The 2,353-nt window shown below is 68.6% G+C and carries 5 protein-coding genes; 1 reads left to right on the forward strand and 4 read right to left on the reverse strand.

The window, feature by feature from the left end:
* Positions 1–146: 146 nt before the first annotated feature.
* Complete coding sequence (locus DQW06_RS06425; protein WP_013152579.1) at positions 147–314, reverse strand: DUF397 domain-containing protein; 168 nt, start codon at positions 312–314, stop codon at positions 147–149.
* Positions 311–1,084, reverse strand: a complete 774-nt coding sequence (locus DQW06_RS06430; RefSeq protein WP_071621862.1) for a helix-turn-helix transcriptional regulator — start codon at positions 1,082–1,084, stop codon at positions 311–313. The genes DQW06_RS06425 and DQW06_RS06430 overlap by 4 nt, the downstream gene beginning before the upstream one ends.
* A 99-nt stretch (positions 1,085–1,183) precedes the next feature.
* On the opposite strand from DQW06_RS06430, the gene DQW06_RS06435 reads away from it, so the two are divergent.
* Positions 1,184–1,528 carry a hypothetical protein gene (locus tag DQW06_RS06435; RefSeq protein ID WP_013152577.1) on the forward strand — a complete coding sequence of 115 codons (345 nt, stop codon included), beginning with the start codon at positions 1,184–1,186 and terminating at the stop codon, positions 1,526–1,528.
* Between the two features lie 194 nt (positions 1,529–1,722).
* Here the strand turns inward: DQW06_RS06435 and DQW06_RS06440 are convergent, their stop codons facing one another.
* Both DQW06_RS06440 and DQW06_RS06445 read right to left on the reverse strand, forming a co-directional pair.
* Positions 1,723–1,905 (reverse strand): hypothetical protein, encoded by a 183-nt coding sequence (locus DQW06_RS06440; RefSeq protein WP_013152576.1) that lies wholly within the window; start codon positions 1,903–1,905, stop codon positions 1,723–1,725.
* 229 nt (positions 1,906–2,134) lie between these two features.
* Positions 2,135–2,353: hypothetical protein (locus DQW06_RS06445; protein ID WP_232832966.1), on the reverse strand; the 219-nt coding region annotated here is incomplete at its 5' end.

Below are 2,353 nucleotides of genomic sequence, written 5' to 3' on the forward strand. Positions count from 1 at the left end.
TGCGCGGGAGGGTGGGCACCGCGCGTGATGATCACCCCAGAAGAGGTGGGAATAAGCCGGGACGGGGACGGAACCCCCGCCCGTCCTCGGGTTGGGGGTTCCGCGCTGGTCCCGGGCCAGGTCAGAGCCTTCGCCCGGAGCGAGTTCTAGCGCGTCTGGGTGCGCAGCAGGGCGGCCCACTCCGACGCGGGGAACGTCAGGTGCCCGGCTGCACGGTTGACGGTGTCGCGAACGTCCGCGCCCTGGGGGGTCTCCCGAACCTCGACACACTGACCACCCGTGTTGCTGTAGCTGGACTTGTGCCAGTCACTCAAAGTAGTTCCTCCAGTACCTTTCGCGACTGTTGGGCGGGGAGCGCCAACGCGAACGCGCGTTTGACCAGTTCCGACAGCCGCTCGAAGTCGTCAGTTTCGCCGTAGACGACATTACCGGTCAGGTGGTCCGCGCTCGCGGCCTTTCCGCCCCCTCTGAGGCGCACCATGAGCATGGGGGAGGTGATCCCGATCAACGCCGAACCCTCGGGTACCAGGTGGACGGACACCCGGCCCCCGTCAATCAGGGACAGCAGGTGTTGAGCCTGTTCGGTACGGACCGCGTCTGTAACGCATTCCAGCGCGTACACCGGGAACACAGCCGACACCCCGGGGTCGTTGCGCACTCGAAGCACTTCGTGACGAGAACACCGCAACGCGACCAATCGTCGGATATCCGTCGCGGACGACAACGGTTGGCCCTCCCGGAAGACGATCTCCGCGTATCCGGGTGATTGCAGCAATCCGGGAACCAGCACGGGAGAGACGTACTCGATCAAGGAGGCGGCTTCTTCGAGCATGCCCGCGTCCTGCATCCACGGGAGCAACGCGGACGGAGCGGTGAAACCCTCCCACTTGCGGACCAGCGCGCCGCGCATTTCCAGCGCCTTGTCGAGCTTCGCAACGTCGTCACGTGCTGGGACATAATGGTCATTTTCCCAGCGGGAAAGGGTTGACGAAGAAACCTTCGCGTGAGTCGCGAGCTTGCGCAGCGTATAACCTGCGCGTTTGCGTTCACCCGAGAGGTATGACCCGAAACTGTGATCCACCATGTCCCATACGCTATGCAAGTTGTCTCACTCACAACCAGTCCCGAGGAGGACACAAAGCACTTTCTGTGGGACACGGGGTTTCGGTCGGACGCTGGAGGCATGAACGATATCGAGCAGCGTCGAACGGACGCGAACACACGGCGGGACCCCTTCACCGAGGCCCGCGACGCCTTCCTCTCCCGGCGGGGACTCGCCTTCACCCTGGAATGGAGGCGCTTCCCCTGGACGTGGGGCGCGGACGTCGACCGCGCCCTCATCGGCCCCGCCTACCTGGGAAACGTCTCCATCGGGCTCAAGGACGACTGGACCTGGGGATGGCAGGGCCAGCACGGAACCTGGAAGTACGTCCAGCGGGACAGGCTCGACCTCCTGGTGGCCCAGGTGATCGAGACCCGCGCGGGATACGTCCCACCCCTGCCGCGCAGGCGAGGGCGGGACAGCTGACCGGTGACGGGACACGGGGGATCACCGAACCGGAGGGCGGTGGTCTCTCGTGCCGTGTGGGCGGTGGTCTCCCGTACTACGACCGGACGCGCGCGGGAGGGTGGGCACCGCGCGTGATGAGCACCCCGCAAGGGGCGGGGACAAGCCGGGCGCAGCCCGGGCGGCGGAGGGTGCGCACGTCCCGGGACCGGGGCTCACGCGGCGAGGTTGTGGTGCCTCCTGCTGATGAGCAGGGCGCCGAACACCGCCACGGCGGCGCACAGAGCGGCCATCCCCTCGTTGCCCAGACGCCAGTGCAGCAGCGCGCCGCTGACCGAGACGACGTAGAGGAGCCAGTACGCTCCGCTCTCCACCAGGTTGCCGTTACGGCCCTCCATCGTGCCCCCTGCCGTGAACGCGTGCCCTCACGCGAGCCTGACGGCACACGCCGTCTCTCTCTGAGACGCCGTGGTCACTCTCGGGGTTGACACGCCGTCGCGACCCGGGGGTGTGACGGTGGTTATGCGCACCGGTGACGCACGCCCACCCTGGTCAGGGCTGAGGCGGGCCGCGCCGGAGCAGGTGGGGCCGGAGCGGGCGGACCGCTCCCCGGCCGACCGCCCGGGGTCAGGGCCGGGCCGCGTCCGCGAGTTCGAGCAGGTCCAGCTCCTCGGCCGTGCGCGCCAGCTCGGGGTCCCCGGCGGGGCCGAACTCGACCATGTCGGCGTGGACCGCCCGGAGCCGCCACCGGGCGCGGGACACGTCGCGGCGCCCCCCGCGCGGGCTCAGGGCGTGGCGGGAGGGGGCGGCCTGGTCACGGACGGGCATAGCGCTCATGGATGGTCC

It is taken from the genome of Nocardiopsis sp. TNDT3 (genome assembly GCF_003427465.1).
GTDB classification, from domain to species: domain Bacteria; phylum Actinomycetota; class Actinomycetes; order Streptosporangiales; family Streptosporangiaceae; genus Nocardiopsis; species Nocardiopsis dassonvillei.

Bases quoted from the DNA above. Each gene is read 5' to 3' on its own strand.
- DQW06_RS06430 (WP_071621862.1), bottom strand. From the start codon at position 1,084: ATGGTGGATCACAGTTTCGGGTCATACCTCTCGGGTGAACGCAAACGC.
- DQW06_RS06435 (WP_013152577.1), top strand. From the start codon at position 1,184: ATGAACGATATCGAGCAGCGTCGAACGGACGCGAACACACGGCGGGAC.
- DQW06_RS06440 (WP_013152576.1), bottom strand. From the start codon at position 1,905: ATGGAGGGCCGTAACGGCAACCTGGTGGAGAGCGGAGCGTACTGGCTC.